We start from the raw sequence: 17707 nt of genomic DNA on the forward strand, positions 1-17707 counted from the left end.
TAATTATTTAATTTCTTTTTCCTGTTCTATATAATCAGCTATTTTTACTAACCTTAACTATATATTCATTGGTATCTCCAGTTGATGATATAACATCAACTCTGATGTTGGTAATCTCATTACTTAACGATATTGCTGAAGATAGCTGTCCACTTATAACTTCCGACCCATTTACTTTTATATTACCATCATCTGATGTTGGTATAACATTTACACTTGGAAGTCCTCCTGCATTAGTTGTATATGTATTTACTCTTTTATCAAATTCAGGACTTAAAGTAAGTGCACTAAAGCCTGATTTAACTATAAGATTATCTAAATATAGTGCAGCCTTTCTAGTAACCTCAACTGTATATATTTTCTTACTTTCGCCATCTTCCCCTATTACTTCAACATTTATTGTAGTCGTAGCTCCTGCTGATAAATTGACAGCCTGTGATGCCTGACCACTCTCTACCTCTATACCATTGACCTTAATTGTTGCCCTAGCATCTTCTGCCCTTGGAGTAACTCTAATACTATCTGTATCATAATCTACATCAGCAGTATAATTAGTAGTATCCTTAGTAAAAGAAGGACTAAGTTCTCCATCACTTAAGCTTAAATTTGCTAAGTCTGCACTTACAGGAGGAGCTGTTTCATAGACTGCTAAGTCCATAAGAGAGGCTAAATGTGGATTGACCTGCAGACCTTTCATTACTATAAACCTTACATATCTAGCTTGAACAGGAGTGAATTCACGACTTGTTACAGTAGAAGTATTATTGCTAACACTATCAATATCAAACCAATTAATAAGGTCAAAACTACCTTGCAATTTAAAATCAGAAATAACATACTCTGCTGGCCAACCTGCTATAGGCATATGCCTAACTCTCCAACTACCAATCCAATATTTAGCTCCCATATCAACAGCTATCCAAGTCGGAACCGTATCAGCCAGCCACCTTCTAATTGGCATTATGGAACCATCTACTGCTCTATTAGGCGAATAAGGTTTAACAAAATTATTGGCTGTTGCATTCTTTTTAAGAACTAAGTTCTTCATTTTATCTCCCTCTTTCTTATTTATTTCACCTATTTGGGATATAAATTTTATATTTATATTAATAATCCTATTGACTTCTTTCTAATTAAAAGTGTATGATTTAAATATATAATACAAATAAATCAAAAGGAGGCGATTAATTATGAGTTCAGATCCTTATATAGGAGAAATTCAACTATTTGCTTTTGATTATCCCCCAAAAGGCTGGAAACAATGTCGAGGACAACTTATTTCCATCATAGATAATCAAGCTCTATATGCACTTTTAGGAAATAGATATGGAGGTAATGGTAACACTAATTTTGCTCTTCCTAATTTAGAAGGCGCAGAACCACTTCCACAAATGAAATATTATATAGCTGTGACTGGAATATTTCCTCCAACAAACTAAGATTAAAGCAAAATAAGACTAAATTCATATTCTACTTGCTTTGCACAAAGAGGGTATTGATTTAATCAGTTATCCCTCTTAACTCTTTTTTTAAAATATTTATACTCTTTACCACACCTTAATTAAATTAACAAACCAGCCTTCTGCTTCATAACTTAAATCAGTTAAATCATCATTAAAATCAGTAAAGTTATAGCCAATTCCTAACTTTAGATTATTTGAAAATCTTTTATATCCCCCCAGTAAAAAGCCGCTTCGACTATCTTCTGCCATTTTGTTCTCTAAGATGCGATATTCTGTAAATATATCTATGTCATCTCTTAACTGATAATTTAATCGATTAACCCAGAGATAGGTTTCACTGCTAAACCAATTTGTATCATCAGTTGTTAATTTTACTTCCCCTTTTTTATAGGCAATTTTTTCTCCTAACTGCCATTTATTACTTAGATCATAAATAGCTTCTAAAGCAAAAACTTGAGATTTTTCCGCCTGATAATCTTCTTTTTTAGACCAGCTTTGATTATTTTTTTCTTCTAATAAACTATATTTCATAATTAAATTTAAACTGTCTATTTTTATTGGTCGATAAGCTAAACCTAATGTTGTCTCAAGATATCGACTCTCTTCTTTTTCCTGTTCTTTAGAGTATTCTATTTCTGATAAAAAAGTGAATTCGGGATTATACTGCCAAGATAAATCTCCTGTCATTAAAATTTGCTTTAAATCTTGGTTGCCCTTATCTTTTCTATACTCTATTCTATTTCCATATTGGATATCTTCATTTTTATAATTAGCAGCAAAACCAATAATATTTCGATCAATATTATTTTTATTTTTTTCCTCCAATTCACTTTTACTGTAATCTAAAGCAAAAGTCCAGTAATCATCTGGGCTGTATTCTAGTCCTAATACATTAGCTGCCGATTTTTCTTTATTATTATCATTTAGCTGATGTTCACCATAGATCTCAATTTTTTCAGTTAGTTTTGATTTTGTCCCAAATATAGTTTCGATACCAGCTTTTTCGTCAGAAAACTTTTCCTCGATCGTAGTATATATTTCACTATTTTTATTTATTTGATAGGCCGCTCCAAAAAGCAAACTATCTTCACTTCCTGTTTCACCCTCTGCTTTAAAGTTCCATTTACCATGTTTTAATCTACCGCCAAGTCTAGTAAGATTATTTGTCTCCTGCTTAGCACTTTTATCTAAAGTAAGCTGTTGACTGGCATAAATACTTTTGTTTTCATCTAGCTGATATTCAAATCCTAGTGCACTTAATAAACTATATTCTTTATTTTTATCTTTTTTATTCTCCAGCTCTTTATGTTTAATTTCTCCTTTTAAATAAAGTTTTTCAGTATATTTTTTAGCTAAATTAAAAGTAGTTATTCTGTTAATTTCTAACTCTCTTTCTTTTTGATCATAACTAATAATCCTGCTTAAATTTTTATATTTATTTTGCAAAGAAATACCATAGCCTCTTTCTTCTTCAACTGCTATTTTAGCTCCACTTGAAAAACCAGCTTCTGCAAAATCATAGTATAAATTAAATTTATTTGCTGGATTATCTCTAAGTAAGTAATCCAAATCAAAATTCCAGGCAGAAGCTCTATCGTCATCATTACTTAAATTTATTTCTCTATATCTTAGTCCACCATCATCTGATCTGTAAGCTGATGCTGCTATATTTTTAGAGCTAGCCCAATCAATTTTTAAACTAGTATTTTTTTTGTTTTTAAAATTATAATTAAGACCAGATATTTCATAAGCTCCTTCAGTTTTTTGTTCTTTAATATAGGTAGTGCTAAAATCAGCTTTATCAGAAAAATAATAAGTGCTTTCTAAACCATAACTATTTCTATCATCTTTTTGATAGTCATAACTATAATCATACTCTGCTATTAGAAAATATTTATCATCACCCTCACTATCTTGGATTAAACTGTTATTTTGCTCTAAGCTTAACTTTTTATTTAAAATAATTCTTCCCTGTAGATAATTAAGATCATAATCTTTTTCTGCTATAAGCTGGGTAGTTTTTAGTACCCTGCCTGTTACTGAATCTCTTAATTCTAACTTTAAATTTTCAGTTCCAATAATTAAATCATCATTTCTTAAATAATATAGCATTCCTCCTGTAACTTTCATTTCATCCCTAGAATGTAAGCTAAATGGTTGATGCCAAAAACTATTAAAATCTAATTTAGTCTCTGTTTTATCTTCATTTTCCTTAGTTAATTTATAATCTATATTAAATCCATATAATAATTTATTAAAAGCTATTATTTGATTTTCATTATATTTTACCTGATAATTACCCCATAAAGCTTTAAATTCTTCACTTTCTAAACACAAATAAATATTACCAGCTGTATTTATATCAGAATTTATTTGAGAATTATCACCATAAACAGGATAATATTTATTTGGATCTAGTTTCTCAAATGGTGTCTTAATTTTTCTTTCATTCAAATTATCAAATAAATCTTTTAATTCTTTTTCTTCAGTATCAAACCAGGCTGTTATTAGATACTTTCCTTTTATTTTCCCCTTAAGATAAAAAGAAATTCTCCCCTTATTTACCTTATTTTTAAATTCAGAACTATCTTCAATTGCTTGCATATTTCCTGATAAATTATTAGAACCAAAATATAATTCTGTCAAAGCAATCATAAAATATTTATCAAATAAGTCAGTTCCACCATTTACTATATTATTTTCTGCTAAAACTAAATGATTAGGTATTAACAAAAATAATAAGCAAAAAATAATTACTATTTTATTTAACAATTGTATCCCCCCTAAGCATAATTTTATATAATCAAAAAAATATTTATATAATAATATTCAATAAAAACAAATTAATTCCTTTAAAAATACTTAATTTTAGAAGAAATTTAATAAAAAAACAAAAACTCGTTAAATAAAGTATCTTATAAAACTATAAATACGCTTTTATTTTTACTGTATCTTAAACATTTGTTATAAAGCATAAAATATGTATATAATAGTAATAAATTCAGAAAATACTATTTTAAATTAAACTTTATACAGATATATAATTTTAAAAATGCTAATATTTTTTTGATAAGCATTAAGAGGCGGTAATAAAAATGGAGCAGGAACTATTAATTAATGCAAAAGAAACATTTACAGAAATAATTAAACAAATAAAAAAAGCAAAAAAATCTATCTTAATTTGTATGTATATTTGGCGTGATGATAAAATAGGTAATTTAATTGCCAAAGAGTTGCTTCAAGCAGCTAATCGAGGAGTTAAAATAAAAATAGTTAAAGATAAGGCAGGTTCTGTTTTTGAAAAAATTGAATTAGATAAACAAAGCTTTTTTCATAAGCAAAAAGATTTAATTTCACTAATCAAAGGTAAATTTCTTTCCCTCTTATATTATAGAGATAATAAATGCCCAAATAACCAATTAAAAAATAATAATTTAAATAGATTATTAGAACATAAAAATATTCAAACTGACTTTAATCAAGAAAGACATGACCATTCTAAATACTTTATTTTTGATGATCAAATTTTAATTTTAGGTGGAATAAATATTGGTAATAAAAATGAAGCTGAAAAAGCGCCCAAATATAGAGATTATATGGTTAAATTAAAGGGTAAAAAAATTGTTTCTTATTTTTATAAAAGAGCAAAAGGGGAAAAATCACCAGATCCAACTAGAAAAATAGAATTTTACTTTAATATTCGTCAAAAAAAATTATATGAAATTAAAAGCAAAATTTTAGAATTATTAGAGCAAGCTCAATATAGTATTGACTTAGAAATGGCCTACTTTGGTGACTCAGATATTACAGATAAAATTATTGAAAGCTGTCAGAGAGGTATTGCAGTCTCAATTATTACTTCTAAAAATTCGAATGTTCAAAATGATTTGAACAACTATGTTTTAAAAAAGTTGATCAAAAAGACAGATAATAACTTAAGAATCTATCTCTCAAAAGAGTTGATCCATTCTAAATTTATCTGTATCGACCAAAACACTTTTTTTATAGGCTCAGCTAATTTTCACAAATTAGGAATGGAAAGTTTATCTGAATTAAATGTTTTAATTAAAAACAGCTCTGTAATTCAATCTAAATGGAAAAAATGGCAGGCAAAACATCTAAGAGAATGTGATTTAATTGCCCAAGAAAATAGTTTAAATTATAATAAGCTAATTGCTTTAACAGAAAAAGTGCTTTGCTAAAAATCACAATTTAAATTTGTCAGATATTTTTCAGCTGTCTTTTTATGTTTTTTTAATTTGTCATTATCCATTCTAGCCAAAATTGAAAGCATTAAGGCCATCCTGGGATTATTGGCAAATTTATCTTTATTTTTAGCCAAAAAATGCCAGTAAAGGCCATCCCAAATTTCAGACCAGCTGCCATTTTTATAATGACTCATTTTTCGAATATAATTACTTATAATTGAAAATAGATCCAGACTAATATCTCCTAAATCTTAAATTGTTTTATTATCTGATTTAGATTTTCAGCCATTTGGGATAATTCAACCGATGATTTTGCTATTTCTTCTGTAACCTTAGTAGTTTTGTTTTTTACTTAAATTATCCTGATAAGAACTCATAGTTAAATATATTTGGCTAGTAAAAATTAAGACCCCAATGATTAACATCGAGATAAGGATTTTTTTTGGCTAAAGAATTATTTTTTAAAATAAAAATTTATTACCGACTCCACCAGCTACTACCCGCTCTTTAAAAACAGCTTTCATTTGAGCTGCCGCTTTAAAACCAGTACAGTGCAAAGGAACTAGTAAATCGAAGTCTAATTTTCTTAAATAATTAATAATTTTATCAATCCTTTTTTGATCAGCATGGATTAAATGCATTCCTCCAATAATAGCAGCAATTTTTTTTCTTGCTGTCAATTTTCTAATTTGTTTTAAAGTATATATAACCCCACTATGGCTACAGCCTAATAAGACTACTATTCCTGCTTTAGATTCAATAAATACAGCCTGATCATCCTTAAATGGGTCTAGCTTTAATTCCTCATTTTCTTTAACTTTATATTTAGCTTTCATAATCGCTTCTCTATTATCAAGGCTAATCTCACCTGTCAGCCAAAGGCCAGCATCTATTTGTTTAGCTTTATTAACAGGCCTAAAGTTTTGAAGATCAGTTCTAGTTATATTCATTCCTCTATCAATAAGCTGAGAACTCTTTTTTGAATATTTAGGCAGAAAAATATCAGAATGAGCATATAATTTTAAATCAGGCTTTGCTTTGAGTAATGATTTCAGTCCATTAGCATGATCATAGTGGCCATGACTTAATAAGATTCCATTAAGGCTATCTAACTGGATTTCAAGTTCTTTTAAATTATGTCTAAGCACCAATCCTTGACCAGTATCAAATAAATACTCCTTAGTACCTAGTTTAATCCAAAACGATAGTCCATGTTCTGCTAACAAATTTTTTTGATATACACTATTAGCAACTACTATTTTAATTTCTACTCTTTGATTCATACTAATAATCTCCTCTTAAAGTACTTTTTAATTTACATAAAGTCTCAAATCAGTTTTTATAATTTCTGGATTATATTCTTCAAATCTCTGACTTTCAGCCCACTCCACCATAGATTCATATTCTTCATCATCAGGATTAGAGATAATTCGCATGAATTCACTAAAACCACCTACATCTTCTGGGGGAGCTGTTCCCTCTCCTTCTAAAAAGCTTGGAGTATTCTTATTATAGTCATCTATAATTTCTACTGTCTCTAGATAATGATGCCAGTTATCACCATAATCATAAATATACTTGATCCTAGCAGGTAGAACGTCTTTCAGTTTAACTTCGTTTTCTACTGCCTGTTCAAAATCTTCAGCGGCAAAGTTTAACTGATCTCTATTATATTCAAAGTTTTCCTGATTCATAGCCAGGCTCAAAATAGCCTTATAACCATCTTTATGATATTCGTCATGGTTCCAATTTTTTGTAGCATCTTTTTCTTTACTGTAAATAAAGAAATCATGCAGGTGATAATCCTGCCAGTTATATAGCTGTTGAAGAATATTATGCAGTTCTCTAAATGTATAGTTTAGAGGAACTATAACCTTTCTCCAGGCTTGATATTCACCCAATTCTAATTCAACTTTCAAAACTGCAGCCTTGGTCTGAATTATATCTTCTTCGCCAAAATATTCTGCTAACTTTTGCTGTAAAAATTCATCCGGATAAAAGTAATCCTTATTATCATTTTTGCGGGGCATATTATTAACTTTTTTTGCGATTCGCGACTGATAAATTTCATTTTCATTAAATCTATCAGCAAATCTTTTAGCAAATTTACAGGAATTATTCATTCTCGCTATATGACTTCTATCTTTTGCTTTCTGATAGCAAAAATCTTCAAATTGATTTAAATATTTTTCAATTAAACTTGCTTTAATTCCCTCTCGCTCAAAAGCCATTCTTATTCCTAGTTTGACTCGCTCCTGAAAATTATTAAAACCATTTTTTTTCATTCCATACAAAATCACTGTATAATCAGTAGCATCATTAACTAAGACAACTGTTTTACGGCGGTTTAATCTAAAAAAATTAGCATGCCAGGAAAATAAAGATGGTCTTTCTTTTTGCTCAAGTTCTTCTAAGTTTAATTCATCTCTTAATTTATTTGTTGCCTGAATCAGCATATTAATCAATCCTTTCTACTCTAGTTTTGAGATATAACTTTTTATCTTTTCATTAAAAGTATTATTTTGATTTCTGAACTTTTAGAGTTATGATGAAAGCTTTGATTTAGTTTGAAATCAATCTTGATTTCATTTTGATTATATCATAAAAATAATGGTAATAAAATAAAGCATATCTAACTTTCAAGAAGCGCTATCTATAATCAGATAGCGCTTCTTATTTGCTTAACTATTTATTTTTTTATCAGCTTTATTGATTGCTTCCACAAATCTGTCCCACTCTTTTTTTCTGAAGGCACAACTTGCTGAAACATCTTCTGATGCAAGAAATAATCCAATTTCTTCAGCTGCTGCATTGACACCAATTGTTAACTTCTCCCCAATTTTTAGTTCATCTAAAATTTCCTCCATTGATTTAACCCCCTATTTCATCAGTTTTTTTATTATTGATCTACCAATAACTTTATTTTTAGCTCTTTTGACAATTCTTTTAGGACTGCCGCTGCTTAAGGTTTCTACATCATTGGCAACTCTGGCCAGTTTGTAGAGAAAAAAAACTAATTTTGCCATATTTAACACCTCTTAATTAGAATAACATAGGGGAATGAAAGCGTTATGTCGCAAACTAATGTTTTTTCTTGAAAAATTTAGAACTGCAGGACCAGCCATTTGCAAATAGAACTGCCTTTCCTTTTCCCTCTACCTCATAATAAATCTCAACATCATCATTTGTTTTAAAAAAACTTATTTAAAAACCCCCTTTTATTAACTATATTATATATTAAAAAAATATTACATTTTCAATAGATTGAATAAACTTTATTTTCTGAATTATTTTTTATTATAAATGTGAAGACATAATCTTTAAACTTGATAATTTCAAAAGTTAAATTACATTAATTTTTGAGATCACGAAAGGAGGCTTAAGCTTATGGAAGAAGATTTAGTTATTAAATCTTCTTTTGAAGATGGTGGCTATATTCCAGAAGAATATACAGCCGATGGAAAGGATATTTCTCCTCCAGTAATTATTGAAAATGTACTGCCAGAAGCTGAAACTCTAGCTATTATTGTCGATGATCCAGATGCTCCTGGAGGTGCTTTTACCCACTGGCTGATCTGGAATATTTCAGCAGATGTTAAAGAAATTTTAAAAAATATTGAAAAGAAGGAAAAAGCAAAAGGACTAAATGGAGCCTTACAGGGTAAAAATGATTTTAACAACTTAGGTTATATGGGACCTGCTCCACCTAGTGGAGTTCATACCTACAGATTCTTTATCTATGCTCTTGATGCTGAACTTAATTTAAAAGCTGGAGCTGATAAAGAAACACTTCTGAACTCAATGGAAGGCCATGTTCTACAGAAAGCTGTTTTAAAAGGTGAATATACACGCTAATTTAATTAATGTTTTACAAAGTTAGTTTCAAAATTAAGAAAGTGTTTTCTTTAAAAGAGACTTGACGATTAAATGCTAAAATAGTATTATTAATTTAGAAAATAAAATTATAAAGAGCTCTTAACTGAGCAAAATTAAAATTATGGAGGCACCTGATCTTAGATCAGGTGTCTTTTCTTTTTATAAAAATAGATAGATTAATAATTATAGCCACAATCATATCCAACTAAAACTTCAGTTTCTTTTTCTATTATTTGATGGGGAAATGTATTTTTAACAACATATTTTGCTTCGATAAATCCTCCCCACTTAGTGAAAAATACTAATCTAACAACTGCTTTATCTGCTTGAATATTTATTTTTGGCTCAAAATCTATTTTTCTTATTCTTTCAACAGTCTCCTGATCAAATAACTGATTATCCATAGTGCCAATATCTTCAGCTTCTACTCCAATTTTTTTATTAGCTTTTCAGCTGCCTCTGGAGTGCAGATAAACTTCAGATCATTATATGCAGCATGCCAGAAAAGAGCAAATTGAGATCCAAGTTTTGCTAAAATTACAAATTGAAAATAACTTACTTCACTTCCATCTAATCTAAGATGCTCCAAATAATTATCTAGATCATCATAGTTTAAAAAAGTACTAATAATGTTTTCTGAGTCATTGGCTTCAGCTTTGGATTCAAGCTCATTATTATTTATTTTATTTATTATTTTCTGGTATTCTGTTTTTTTAGATTCAGGAAAGGCAATGATTATTGGCTCCCCACCAAGTCTCTGCTGCAGATAGAGATAATCAACCAGCCATCCTGGTTCTAGTTCAAGATTCTCTAGAATATCAAAGTAGTGGTCTATTTTAAATTTCGAATCTGACTTTTTAATATTTTTTTCAAAAAGATCTGGTGCTTTTTTTTGATAAGACTTAATCTTATTAATCCAGACCTGAAATTTTTTAGCTTTAGTCATCTTTTTCATTTGATAGCCCCTTTGAATTTTTTGTAGTTATTAATCTACTCTGTTTATTATATCTAAAGCATAACACAGGGGTGTGACAGCATGATGTCGCAAACTGGTGTTTTTCATAAAATTAAATTATATATTTCTCAACTGAAATTATAAAAATGCTTTAACTATGAGCTGTTTCAATACCTTCTTCCAGCAATATTTCTGCAGTGAATTCAGCTGCTTTTCCTGTTACATCAGGACATTTATCCTCATGAGCACCTGCTTCGTTAAATGCTTTATTATCTTCTGAATCCCATAAGTCATAACCTCTCCCAAATTTTTCTTTCTGAACATCATTACAAATAACACTGCCAAATTCTTCAACAAATTTTTCCCTTACTTTTTTTGCTAACTTAGATGAAAATCTCCAGTCTTCAGAATTATTTTCAAATTCTTTTTTACTTCTACCAAAATAGCAGCCTATAGCCGCCATAGCTCCAACTAATGCTCCGCAAGTACCATCACCTACTAAAGCTCCACCACCTGCTAGAGGATGTATAGCTTTAATGACTTCCTTATCAATTTTCTTAAAATGATCATCAAGTGCAGCTATAACTGCCTGAGTACAATAGCCATAATCTCTTTCATAATCAAAAGCCGACTGGTATACACTTTCTAAAAAAGCTTCTTTTTCTTTATCTAAAATAGAAAAACCTCCTTTAATTATTGGTGAATTATTTTAAAAAAATTATAACATATTTTAAACATATCTCAAATACTGATAGATCTGTCAAATACTAATAATTTAATTTACAAAGCAGTATGATGAACACTCAATATATCAAGAGCTATAGTCAAATTATAGTCTAAGAAAAAAGCTATCAGATATCCAGACGCAGCATTGTTAAAGTAATGAAGAAAATAAAGATTTTTTTGATAAGATTTTAGTGGATTGATTTAATAATTATCTTAATTCATTAATATAAGGGTTTAAAGCTTGCTCTAAACTTATCATAGCATCAATTAATTTATTATGAATTAACTCCCATTTATCCCCATCTCTATAACCACCTAAATTAATTTTTTTACTAATACGACATGCTCTTTTTCCTTCAAGTTTTTCCCAATTTAAATCTTCACCAAATATATTTTCAATTTCTTCTTTATGAGATTTCAATTTTTCAAATATCCTATAATTTTCTTCTTGAGATTCCTTACCCTTATCTATATATAATTTTACTGCAGCTGCATGCTGGGTTACAGTATATTTATATCTAAGACCACTTATTCCAGCTCCAGTTGCTATCCAACTATAAGTTGATGCAGAAATAGAAGAATGTAAATCTGTTTTATCTTTTGCTCGTTCTAAAAGTTGTTCCCAAAAGTAATTACGAATTTTATGTCTTTCTGCCATTTCTTTCTTCTTTTCCCCAACCTCTTTTGACTCTTCACTAGGGCCAACAATCAATGTGAATAAAGGTGCTGGATTAGAATCTTCAATTTTAATAGCTTCAATTTTAAAAAGATAAAAATCTGCAGCAGAAGATTCATTAAGCCAAGTTATTGTAGAAATATGTTCAGGCCGACCTTCTGAAACGATCCATATTCCAATCTTCGCTTCAAATGCTGTTAAATATGTTAATAACTTACCTAAATGATCATGATCACTTTTTTCAAGTTGGTTTTCTATAACTACAACATTTCCAGTTTCATCTTCTCCAACTATATCAACACTAAAATTACCAGCAGGTTGTTCTGATTCTGGGTTTGTTAAATTGATGTCTTCAAGTTCATTAGATAAAACATCAATATTATCTTTCAGCCAAGATGTAAAATCATAAGCTTCATGTTTCCAAATATCTCTTAAAGGTAATCGATCTATTCTAGCGATTGACATAATATAACCTCCCTCTTTCTTTAAATTAATAAGATAGCATGTTTATATTAATTTATTTTTATTTATTTTGAACTATTAGGATTTAATTGATTAGCATGGTTATCTGTTGCAGCTTTATAATCATCATTATTATGACTTAAATCAGTATTGTTTGAATTGAGTTGGTTTGCATGATGATCTTGATTCTTTTGATCATTTTTACCCATAATATTCATCTCCTTTCTTATGATTTCAACATGCTATCTTATAAAAAGTATAATTATCAAATTTTTGTTAAACATCTAATTAAGGAATTTTATATATCAACATTAATTTCTTTTAAATTATCTTCAAGATTAAAATCCATAATTAACTTATTTTCATTTTAATAAGTTTTAAAAATATATCTCCCGATGTACTAATTCTTTATGTCTGAGACCATTTTTGCTGTTTTCAATTTTTAATGCTTTAAAAGTCTTATCTTCTTTTTTAATCTGATCAACTAATAATAAGCCTTCGATTTCTATTTTAGCTTGACTTATATCAAAATATTTTTTGTTGCTGTCCTTAATCAGATAAATATAATCCAAAAGTTCTTTCAGACCATTCTTAGCAGTTTCATGATTTCTTGTATGTTTTACTTCAGCTAAAATAATCTTTTTTAAACTATTATCACTTCTGTTTCTAATTTCAATTATTATATCAGGTCTACCGCTCCAGTAACTGCTGCTGATTTCAGAATTAAAAATACTAGATATTTTTTTAGCATTTTTATAGCTTAAAGCTTTTCTCTTTAGATAAGAATTACTGCTATTATTTATTTCATTTAAATCTACATTCCAATTTAACTCTTTAGAAGCAGTTGAGTCATGATAAAGGCTGTACTTATAATTACCTCTAAGCCATTCAGCAGTTAGATTACTGTTGCCATCTAATAAGTTAAGTTTATATCCTTTTGCATTGACCCTAAGCAATTTTATTACCCAGTAAAGCTCAAATAAAACACTGTCTTTTTCTGGTTTAATAAAACTATTTCTTAAAAGTTCAAGTATTTCTTTGCTTTCTTCATCTCTATCTTTCCAGCTGTTATTTTCAATATAGTCTAAATAAAATTCTAATAATTCAGCAGCTTTTTGATATAAATAATTTCTGCTCTTTTTAGTGTCCGCAATCATTCTTTCACTTATTATTGTATTATCTAAACTAATTTTCTTTAGGTAAACATTTTTACTCATAATTTGCTCAAACTTTTTGAATAAGCCGTCATTATTAAACCAGTCCCCTATGTGTTAGACGTCCTATGTCAAGTTAAAAATTACCATGGTAGAAAATGGTATTGTTTTTAAGCATAAGGATATCCCAAGATTAAATATTAGAATTTTAATTACTGCTAAAACATTTATATAAATCTAAATCAACCAGCTTTATTAAACATCTCATAGCTAATATTTTCTGGTAATTTGTAAGTCGATCTATCTCTCATCATAGCATAAATAATATCAACTAGACGTCTTTGTAAACAAATTAGAGCTATCTTTTTTGATTTTCCCTCTTTTAGTTTTTTCTGGTAATAACTATAAGAAGCAGGATTCTTATTGTTACCAATCTGCTGAAAGGCCAGCATATAAAAAGCATGATTTAAATCGCGACAGCCATATTTTTTAAGGTTTAAGCTTTTAGAAGTTCCTGAACTATGTTCTACAGGAGCTAAACCTGCATAACGGGCTAATTTACTGGCTGAATCAAATCTATCAATATTTTTAATGTTTGAAATGAACATTGCAGCCATTTTAAAACCAATGCCAGGCATAGTTGTAAGTTGATATTGACTTTTTTCAACAGAACTTTTAAGCTTTTGATTAATTTTATTTAGGGATTCAGAAAGTAATTTTAACTGTTTAATTAGGCTTTTTATAATTGTTGTTCTAGCCTTGGCATCAGCCGCTTTCTTTTTATCTTTATTTACTAATGAAAGTATTGTAGCTGCCTTATCATTACCTATAGATTTCACCTGTTTTTTTAGAAATTTATTTAGTCTATCTTCTGCATAGTAATTCAGATCAGACGGGTAAGGGAATTCTTCAAAAAATGCAAGCCCTGTTTTACAAAATGGATTACTAAAGAATTTTTGATATTGAGAATATTGTTGATGAATTAAATTATGAAGACGATTTTTTATTTTAGTCTTTTCTTTAACCATGGTTTGGCGTTGATCGTTAAGATGTTTTATTGCTTTAAAATTAGCGTCATAAAAAGCATCAGGCAGTTCATTGAAGTCTGTTATTAATACATTAGCAATAGCTTCAGCATCCACTTCATCAGATTTGTCAGGATTAGTACTGTGATGTCTTTCTCTTTTGGTTAAAGCCGGGTTAACTTCTTTAACAGTATATCCTTTATCTAAAAGCCATTGAGATAGAGAATGACCTAAACCTTGAGTATCTTCTAATCCAAAAAGAAGATTTTTGTCAGGAGATTTAACAGATCTGATCTCCTGAATAAACTTTTTAAACTTAGCTGGGTTATTAGGTGTTTCAATTGAAGCAATTTTTTGATGAACACAGCTTAAAACACAGGCAGTATGTTGGTTTTTATGGGTGTCCACACCAACAAATACATGGTTTTGTAGTTTCATGAAGATCAACTCCTTATGTTAAATTATTTAAATTATCATCAGACGTACCCTATTGGATTAGCGTTGATTCGCAGTGTCCTATTTGACGTCTCTGATGATGGTAATAGGTGGATGGCAGTCTAACACTAAGCGTTTCTTTGAATAATCAAAGCCGCAAGGATAGTTTAGAGCCCAATCCACCTATTAAACTTATCTTAGATTTAGTATATCAAACCTTAAAATAGTAGCAATTTATTTAATAAAATTAATTTCTTGATTTTAGAATAACACAATAGGCTAGTTGTCGTGAGGCACAAAATCTGTTTATAATAGAGTAACGACAATAAAACCTGAGGAGAATTACTATGCCAAGAAAAGTTTATCCTAAAAAATTAAAAGAATCCATATTTAAAAGACTGACTCCACCTAATGCTGAAAAAGTTCCTGCTCTAGCTAAAGAAACCAATATACCAAAAGGAACTCTCTACAGATGGAGAACTAAAGTTTTAGAAAATAATCCAACCAGCAATAAAAAATCAGGTAAATGGTCTTCTAGTGATAAGTTTCAGGCTGTTCTAGAAACTGCAAGCCTTTCAGAACTGGAAACTGCTAAATATTGCCGTGAAAAAGGTATCCATGTCGAAGAACTAAAAAGCTGGATTAAGCAGTGTCAGAACGCCAATGAAATTAAATATGAAGATCCTAAAAAATTAAAAAATAATCTTAAAAAAGAACAAAAGAAAGCTAAAGAACTTAAAAAAGAACTCCGTGAAAAGGAAAAAGCTCTTGCTGAAACTGCGGCATTACTGGTGCTCAGAAAAAAGGCCCGAGCGATCGTGTGTCATGAAAGCATTTAATTAAATAAATGCTATGCTTTATAGAAGATGAGGGACGGCCCCTCAAAATCGGTATTTAGGTACTGATTTTAAATCACCTTATGGTGCTGTTAACTAAAAATAATGGTGCTGAGCGATAAGGAAAAGGCAAAACTTAAGATTTTGTCAGATGTGTAATACAGAGATGATTGCAAAAGAACTACTGATGACGTTTCGAAATGCCTCAGATGTTATCAAAACTAAGGACGGATCGCATTCTTAGGATGAATTCAGAAGTCACCTAATTACTGACTGAATGGTAACCGGAATAAAGGTAGCATGACTGTATTATAGGCTTTTATAAGGAACTTGAGAACCTAGATTTTGATGTAAAGGGAAAAACCACAAGTAAAGAACTTACGAGGGTGAAAGTACCGATGCAAAAGATAGGGACGGAACAGTTTGTAGTAGTGTTAAAATTTCTGTAATAGGAATTTAGCGAAGAAACTGTATTATCCAGCTTGAATAATTTAGTCAACCAAAAAAATGGGAGGAACTACAATTGAGTAAAGCAAAGTCATTTAATATACCTAAAAGCCTTGTTTTTACTGCATTTAAAGCAGTGAAAAAGAACAAAGGGTCAGCTGGTATAGATAAAATATCAATAGAAAAATATGAAAAGAATCTCAAAAATAATCTTTACAAACTATGGAACAGAATGGCTTCTGGAACATATTTCCCTAAAGCAGTAAAAGCAGTTGAAATTCCGAAGAAAAATGGAGGAATAAGAGTGCTTGGTGTTCCTACAGTAGAAGATAGAATTGCCCAGATGATTGTAAAACTATCAATGGAAAAGATAATTGATCCAATCTTTCTTAATGATTCCTATGGTTATAGACCAAATCGGTCAGCACATGATGCCATTAAAGTAACACGAAGCAGGTGCTGGAAGTATGATTGGGTATTAGAGTTTGATATCAAAGGTCTATTTGATAATATTAATCATAAATTACTTTTGAAAGCTGTTTATAAATATGCCAAATATAAATGGGAGATATTATATATAAAAAGATGGTTAGCAAATCCTGTTAGTAACAATAACAAAATTACAAAAAATACAGAAAATGGCACACCTCAAGGAGGAGTCATATCACCGCTTCTTGCAAATCTATTTTTGCATTTTGCTTTCGATAAATGGATGGAAAAAAGATTCCCAAATAATAAATGGTGTAGATATGCAGATGATGGAATAATTCATTGTAATAGCAGGGCGGAGGCAATATTCATCTTAAATTGCCTTAAAGAAAGAATGAAAGAATGTAAATTAGAAATACATCCTGGAAAAACTAAAATAATCTACTGTAAAGATAGTAATCGTAAAGAAAATAATAAACTTCATGAATTTACCTTTCTTGGATATTCTTTTAGGCCGAGAAAAGCTAAAGGTATAAATGGTAGTTCATTTACCAGTTTTTTGCCTGCAATATCCAATAAAGCAAAGAAACATATAAGAAGAACTATAAAAAGTAGGTATTTGCTGCATCAGACACAGATAACTCTTGCGGAAGTTGCTGATAAATACAATTCTGTACTAAGAGGCTGGTTAAATTATTATGGGCTTTATGGTAAAAATGAGTTAAAGAAGGTATTACATCACATGAATGATCATCTTGTTATGTGGGTTATCAGGAAATTTGATAAACTAAAAACGAAAAAGATGAAAGCAAGAAAGCTTTTAAATAAAATTGCTAAAGAGAATCCCAATTTATTTTCACATTGGACTGTTGGTGTATTACCAATGACTGGATAATAGGAGCCGTATGACGCGAGAGTGTCACGTACGGATCTGTGAGGGGCTGGTAATGAAATTTTATCGGTCTACTCGACTGGGGGGGGACCCAGAGGACGACTAATAGAAATTTCAGATCGC

General features: G+C 29.7%; 19 protein-coding genes. 5 read left to right on the plus strand and 14 right to left on the minus strand.

Features of this window, described 5'->3' with window-relative positions; genetic code table 11:
• Positions 1–34: 34 nt before the first annotated feature.
• Positions 35–1048, minus strand: a complete 1014-nt coding sequence (locus HPRAE_RS05925; protein ID WP_014553322.1) for a cadherin-like beta sandwich domain-containing protein — start codon at positions 1046–1048, stop codon at positions 35–37.
• Positions 1049–1190: 142 nt separating this feature from the next.
• Here HPRAE_RS05925 and HPRAE_RS05930 point away from each other — a divergent pair, with 142 nt between their 5' ends.
• On the plus strand, positions 1191–1439 hold the full coding sequence (locus HPRAE_RS05930; RefSeq protein ID WP_014553323.1) for a phage tail protein: 249 nt from the start codon (positions 1191–1193) through the stop codon (positions 1437–1439).
• Between the two features lie 108 nt (positions 1440–1547).
• Here HPRAE_RS05930 and HPRAE_RS05935 read toward each other — a convergent pair whose 3' ends face one another.
• Complete coding sequence (locus HPRAE_RS05935) at positions 1548–4235, minus strand: hypothetical protein (protein WP_014553324.1); 2688 nt, start codon at positions 4233–4235, stop codon at positions 1548–1550.
• A gap of 323 nt (positions 4236–4558) precedes the next feature.
• On the opposite strand from HPRAE_RS05935, the gene HPRAE_RS05940 reads away from it, so the two are divergent.
• The gene (locus HPRAE_RS05940; protein ID WP_014553325.1) at positions 4559–5665 is read left to right on the plus strand and encodes a phospholipase D-like domain-containing protein; all 1107 of its coding nucleotides are present in this window, start codon (positions 4559–4561) and stop codon (positions 5663–5665) included.
• On the opposite strand, the gene HPRAE_RS05945 is transcribed toward HPRAE_RS05940, so the two are convergent.
• From HPRAE_RS05945 to HPRAE_RS11160, 5 genes are all read right to left on the minus strand, one after another.
• On the minus strand, positions 5662–5865 hold the full coding sequence (locus HPRAE_RS05945; RefSeq protein ID WP_041606945.1) for a hypothetical protein: 204 nt from the start codon (positions 5863–5865) through the stop codon (positions 5662–5664). The two genes, HPRAE_RS05940 and HPRAE_RS05945, sit on opposite strands and share 4 nt — an antisense overlap.
• Before the next feature lie 267 nt (positions 5866–6132).
• Complete coding sequence (locus HPRAE_RS05950) at positions 6133–6954, minus strand: MBL fold metallo-hydrolase (protein WP_014553326.1); 822 nt, start codon at positions 6952–6954, stop codon at positions 6133–6135.
• Positions 6955–6981: 27 nt separating this feature from the next.
• Positions 6982–8127: a plasmid pRiA4b ORF-3 family protein gene (locus tag HPRAE_RS05955; RefSeq protein WP_014553327.1), complete on the minus strand. Its 1146-nt coding sequence runs from the start codon at positions 8125–8127 to the stop codon at positions 6982–6984.
• 225 nt (positions 8128–8352) lie between these two features.
• Positions 8353–8538: a hypothetical protein gene (locus HPRAE_RS05960; RefSeq protein ID WP_014553328.1), complete on the minus strand. Its 186-nt coding sequence runs from the start codon at positions 8536–8538 to the stop codon at positions 8353–8355.
• A 12-nt stretch (positions 8539–8550) separates the two neighbouring features.
• Positions 8551–8697 carry a hypothetical protein gene (locus tag HPRAE_RS11160; protein ID WP_169307629.1) on the minus strand — a complete coding sequence of 49 codons (147 nt, stop codon included), beginning with the start codon at positions 8695–8697 and terminating at the stop codon, positions 8551–8553.
• Between the two features lie 361 nt (positions 8698–9058).
• Between HPRAE_RS11160 and HPRAE_RS05965 the strand changes: the two genes are divergently transcribed.
• Positions 9059–9526 (plus strand): YbhB/YbcL family Raf kinase inhibitor-like protein, encoded by a 468-nt coding sequence (locus HPRAE_RS05965; RefSeq protein ID WP_014553329.1) that lies wholly within the window; start codon positions 9059–9061, stop codon positions 9524–9526.
• 197 nt (positions 9527–9723) lie between these two features.
• Here the strand turns inward: HPRAE_RS05965 and HPRAE_RS05970 are convergent, their stop codons facing one another.
• The 7 genes from HPRAE_RS05970 to HPRAE_RS05995 all read right to left on the minus strand — a co-directional run bounded on the left by HPRAE_RS05970 (position 9724) and on the right by HPRAE_RS05995 (position 14983).
• Positions 9724–9951: a hypothetical protein gene (locus HPRAE_RS05970; RefSeq protein ID WP_014553330.1), complete on the minus strand. Its 228-nt coding sequence runs from the start codon at positions 9949–9951 to the stop codon at positions 9724–9726.
• 20 nt (positions 9952–9971) lie between these two features.
• Positions 9972–10502: a hypothetical protein gene (locus HPRAE_RS05975; RefSeq protein ID WP_014553331.1), complete on the minus strand. Its 531-nt coding sequence runs from the start codon at positions 10500–10502 to the stop codon at positions 9972–9974.
• A gap of 151 nt (positions 10503–10653) precedes the next feature.
• Positions 10654–11199, minus strand: coding sequence for a C-GCAxxG-C-C family (seleno)protein (locus HPRAE_RS05980; RefSeq protein ID WP_218915754.1), 546 nt, complete (start codon positions 11197–11199; stop codon positions 10654–10656).
• A 237-nt stretch (positions 11200–11436) separates the two neighbouring features.
• Positions 11437–12369 carry a DUF4268 domain-containing protein gene (locus HPRAE_RS05985; protein ID WP_014553333.1) on the minus strand — a complete coding sequence of 311 codons (933 nt, stop codon included), beginning with the start codon at positions 12367–12369 and terminating at the stop codon, positions 11437–11439.
• Positions 12370–12431: 62 nt separating this feature from the next.
• Complete coding sequence (locus HPRAE_RS11165) at positions 12432–12584, minus strand: hypothetical protein (protein WP_169307616.1); 153 nt, start codon at positions 12582–12584, stop codon at positions 12432–12434.
• A gap of 159 nt (positions 12585–12743) precedes the next feature.
• Positions 12744–13583 carry a hypothetical protein gene (locus HPRAE_RS05990; RefSeq protein ID WP_041606948.1) on the minus strand — a complete coding sequence of 280 codons (840 nt, stop codon included), beginning with the start codon at positions 13581–13583 and terminating at the stop codon, positions 12744–12746.
• A gap of 179 nt (positions 13584–13762) precedes the next feature.
• Complete coding sequence (locus tag HPRAE_RS05995; RefSeq protein WP_014553335.1) at positions 13763–14983, minus strand: IS110 family RNA-guided transposase; 1221 nt, start codon at positions 14981–14983, stop codon at positions 13763–13765.
• Positions 14984–15327: 344 nt separating this feature from the next.
• On the opposite strand from HPRAE_RS05995, the gene HPRAE_RS06000 reads away from it, so the two are divergent.
• Positions 15328–15819: a transposase gene (locus tag HPRAE_RS06000; protein WP_014553336.1), complete on the plus strand. Its 492-nt coding sequence runs from the start codon at positions 15328–15330 to the stop codon at positions 15817–15819.
• A 520-nt stretch (positions 15820–16339) separates the two neighbouring features.
• Positions 16340–17587 carry a group II intron reverse transcriptase/maturase gene (gene ltrA / locus HPRAE_RS06005; RefSeq protein ID WP_014553337.1) on the plus strand — a complete coding sequence of 416 codons (1248 nt, stop codon included), beginning with the start codon at positions 16340–16342 and terminating at the stop codon, positions 17585–17587.
• The last annotated feature ends 120 nt before the right edge of the window (positions 17588–17707 follow it).

It is taken from the genome of Halanaerobium praevalens DSM 2228 (assembly GCF_000165465.1).
Lineage (GTDB): Bacteria > Bacillota > Halanaerobiia > Halanaerobiales > Halanaerobiaceae > Halanaerobium > Halanaerobium praevalens.